This window comes from Mesorhizobium sp. M7A.F.Ca.CA.002.15.2.1 (assembly GCF_003998715.1).
Classification (GTDB): domain Bacteria; phylum Pseudomonadota; class Alphaproteobacteria; order Rhizobiales; family Rhizobiaceae; genus Mesorhizobium; species Mesorhizobium ciceri.
Genome location: NZ_RZPI01000554.1, coordinates 1 through 3846 on the forward strand (window position 1 = coordinate 1; position 3846 = coordinate 3846).

At 63.5% G+C, this 3846-nt stretch carries 2 protein-coding genes and 1 pseudogene; all 3 read left to right on the top strand.

The features are described from left to right. Positions 1–134 precede the first annotated feature (134 nt). Positions 135–914, top strand: coding sequence for an SDR family oxidoreductase (locus ENZ74_RS24870; protein WP_063167910.1), 780 nt, complete (start codon positions 135–137; stop codon positions 912–914). A 177-nt stretch (positions 915–1091) separates the two neighbouring features. Next, on the top strand, positions 1092–3416 hold the full coding sequence (locus ENZ74_RS24875; protein WP_024503551.1) for an NADP-dependent malic enzyme: 2325 nt from the start codon (positions 1092–1094) through the stop codon (positions 3414–3416). Between the two features lie 88 nt (positions 3417–3504). Next, positions 3505–3846: pseudogene (locus tag ENZ74_RS24880) on the top strand (hypothetical protein); the annotation flags it as partial.

Sequence of the window (3846 nt, forward strand, 5' to 3'; positions counted from 1 at the left end):
GCTCTTGGCCGGACATCGCGATTTCACCGTTGCTTTCGCGAGCCTATGCCCCGATTCATGCAACAATCGTATGACGGTTGCGATTGGTCCAGCCGAAGGACTAGCTTGCCGGCCAAATCACAGGAGAAATCGTCATGGATCTTGGTATCCGCGGAAAGAAGGCCATCGTCTGCGCTTCGAGCAAGGGACTTGGGCGCGGTTGCGCCGTGGCGCTGGCGGAAGCCGGCTGCGACGTCGTCGTCAACGGACGCAATGCCGAGCTGGTGGCGAAAACCGCCGCTGAGTTGCGCGAGCGCTATGGCGTCACGGTGACGGAAGTCGTCGGCGACGTCTCGAAGCCGGAGGTGCAGAAGGCGCTGCTCGTGGCTTGCCCCGAGCCGGACATCCTGGTCAACAACAATGGCGGACCGCCGCTTCGCGACTTCCGCACGCTCGATCGCGAAAAGATCCTCGAAGGCGTTACCCAGAACATGGTGACTCCGATCGAGCTCGTGCAGGCCGTGCTGGACGGCATGGCGGCGCGCGGCTTCGGTCGCATCGTCAACATCACCTCGCTGTCGGTCTATGTGCCCATTCCCGGCCTCGACCTGTCGTCCGGCGCGCGTGCCGGCCTGACCTCGTTCCTTGCCGGCGTGGCCAGAACGGTTGTCGACCGCAACGTCACCATCAACAGCCTTCTGCCGGGCAAGCTCGACACCGACCGGCTGCGCGGCCCGCATGAGGCCGGCACAGTCGAAAGCCCTCAGGCCGCAGCCGCGCGCAAGACCCGCATCAGCGCCGATGTTCCGGCCAAGCGGCTCGGCACGCCGGAGGAATTCGGCCAGATCTGCGCCTTCCTGTGCTCGGTCCACGCCGGCTATCTGACCGGGCAGAACATACCGGTCGATGGTGGTCTTTACGTCAGCGCCTTTTGATCAACTTATCCGTGAAACGGTCGGATCCGTCCGTCAGACAATCGTTATAAGTATTTGATTGTTCAATACTTTCTACGCGCCGCCGGGTATTGCCGCCGGCGCGTCAATTAGCGTCGCGAAAAACCACGGCTGCATGCTAAAAGGGAATCTCCAGGCAGATTTCGAGGGAGCGGCCGCATGGAAGGCGAGAGCAAAAAGACGGCACGTTCGGACCTCGACGAAGCCGCCCTCTACTTCCACAAGCACCCAAGGCCGGGAAAGCTCGAGATACAGGCGACCAAGCCGCTCGGCAATCAGCGCGACCTCGCGCTCGCCTATTCCCCCGGCGTCGCCGCCCCCTGCCTGGAAATCCGCGACGATCCGGCGACCGCCGCCGACTACACCGCACGCGCCAATCTGGTCGGTGTCGTCACAAACGGATCGGCCGTGCTCGGCCTCGGCAATATCGGCCCGCTGGCCTCCAAACCGGTCATGGAAGGCAAGGCCGTCCTGTTCAAGAAGTTCGCCGGCATCGATGTCTTCGACATAGAGATCGACGCGCCCGCTATCGAGCGCATGGTCGAGACGATCTCGGCCCTCGAGCCGACCTTCGGCGGCATCAATCTCGAGGACATCAAGGCGCCGGAATGCTTCGAGGTCGAGGAACAGCTGAAGGCCCGCATGGGCATACCGGTGTTCCACGACGACCAGCACGGCACCGCCATCATCGTCGCTGCCGCCGTGCTCAACGGGCTGGAGTTCGCCGGCAAGACCATATCGGACATCAAGATCGTCACCTCCGGCGCCGGGGCTGCCGCCCTTGCCTGCCTCAACCTGCTGGTCTCGCTCGGCGCCAAGGTCGAAAACATCTGGGTCACCGACCGTTTCGGCGTCGCCTACAAGGGCCGCACCGATGAGATGGATCGTTGGAAAGACCCCTATGTGAAGGACACCGAGGCGCGCACGCTGGCCGACGTCATTTCGGGCGCCGACGTCTTCCTCGGCCTGTCGGCGGCAGGCGTACTGAAGCCGGAACTGCTCCAGCACATGGCGCCGAAGCCGCTGATCCTGGCGCTGGCCAACCCCAATCCGGAGATCATGCCGGAAATAGCGCGTGCAGCGCGTCCGGATGCGATGATCTGCACCGGCCGGTCCGATTTTCCCAATCAGGTCAACAACGTACTGTGTTTTCCTTACATTTTTCGCGGTGCGCTCGACTGCGGCGCCAGCGCCATCAATGAGGAGATGAAGATGGCGGCGGTGCGGGCAATCGCAGCGCTCGCACGCGAGGAACCTTCGGACGTCGCGGCCCGCGCCTATTCCGGCGAGACGCCGATCTTCGGCCCTGAATTCCTGATCCCTTCGCCCTTCGATCCGCGGCTGATCCTGCGCATAGCGCCCGCGGTCGCCAAGGCAGCCTGCGACACCGGCGTCGCGACGCGGCCGATCACCGACTTTGCCGCCTATATCGACAAGCTGAACCGCTTCGTCTTCCGCTCCGGCCTGGTGATGAAGCCGGTGTTCTCGTCCGCCAAGGCATCGAGCGCCAAGCGCGTCATCTATGCCGACGGCGAGGATGAGCGCGTGCTGCGGGCTGCCCAGGTGGTGCTCGAGGAAGGCATCGCCGAGCCGATCCTGATCGGCCGCCCGCACGTCATCGAAGTGCGCCTGAAGCGCTACGGCCTGCGCATCAAGCCCGGGGTCGATTTCGGCCTCATCAACCCGGAAGACGATCCGCGCTACCGCCACTATGTCGACCTTTTGATCGAACTCGCCGGCCGGCGTGGCGTGACGACGGAAGCCGCGCGCACTATGGTGCGCACCGACAACACGGTGATCGCAGCACTTGCGCTGAAACGCGGCGATGCCGACGCCATGGTCTGCGGCCTCGAAGGTCGATTCGAGCGGCATCTGCGCAACGTCACCTTGATCATCGGCCCCCGCGCCGGCATCAAGGACCACGACCTGTCGACGCTTTCCATGCTGATCTCGCAGCGCGGCATCATCTTTCTGACCGACACCCACGTCTCCGTCGACCCGACGGCGGAAGAAATCGCCGAGATGACGGTGCTGGCGGCGGAAGAAATCCAGCGCTTCGGCATCGAGCCGAAGGCAGCACTCTTGTCGCATTCCGATTTCGGCTCGCGCGATTCGCCCAGCGCCCTGAAGATGCGGCAAGCAGCGGCGATCCTGGCGCGCATCGCGCCTGACCTTGAATGCGATGGCGAGATGCATGCGGACACTGCTCTGTCGGAGCACCTGCGCCAGCGCGTCTATCCCCATTCGAGACTGAAGGGCGAAGCCAATTTGCTGGTGTTCCCCAACCTCGATTCGGCAAACATCACGCTGACGGCGCTCAGAACCATGACGGATGCGCTACATGTCGGGCCGATCCTGCTCGGCACCGACATGCCGGCGCATATATTGACGCCGTCTGTCACCTCGCGCGGCGTCGTCAACATGACGGCGCTTGCCGTGGTCGAAGCCGCCCACAAGGCACAAGCGGTCGTCAATCTGGGCTGAACACGGATTTCGCGGTAAACTGCAGTTAACCGCGAACACGGTAGCCTTGCGGGGCTAACAGCCGATTTGGAAGGCGGAGTTTGGGCGGATGGCAAGCGGAGGGTGGAAGCAGGCGCATGCTGTCGTGCTGCTTGGCCTGCTGTTGTCCGCAACCTGGGGAGTAGCCGAGCCACAGGCTGCTTCGCGGGTCTGCCGCCAGTTGGAAGCCGATCTTGCCGCGTCCTCGCGCGGCGGCGGTGGCGGTCCGGCGCTAGTCCGGAAATACGATTCCGCGATTGCCAGGCAGCATGAGCAGATTTCGAAGGCTCGCAGCCAGGCGAGCCAGGCCGGGTGCGGTTTTTCGCTGTTTGGCCGCAACCTCAATCAATGCGCCGGGCTCAACGCCACCATCGACCGCATGAATGCCAATCTCGACGCCTTGCAAAACAAG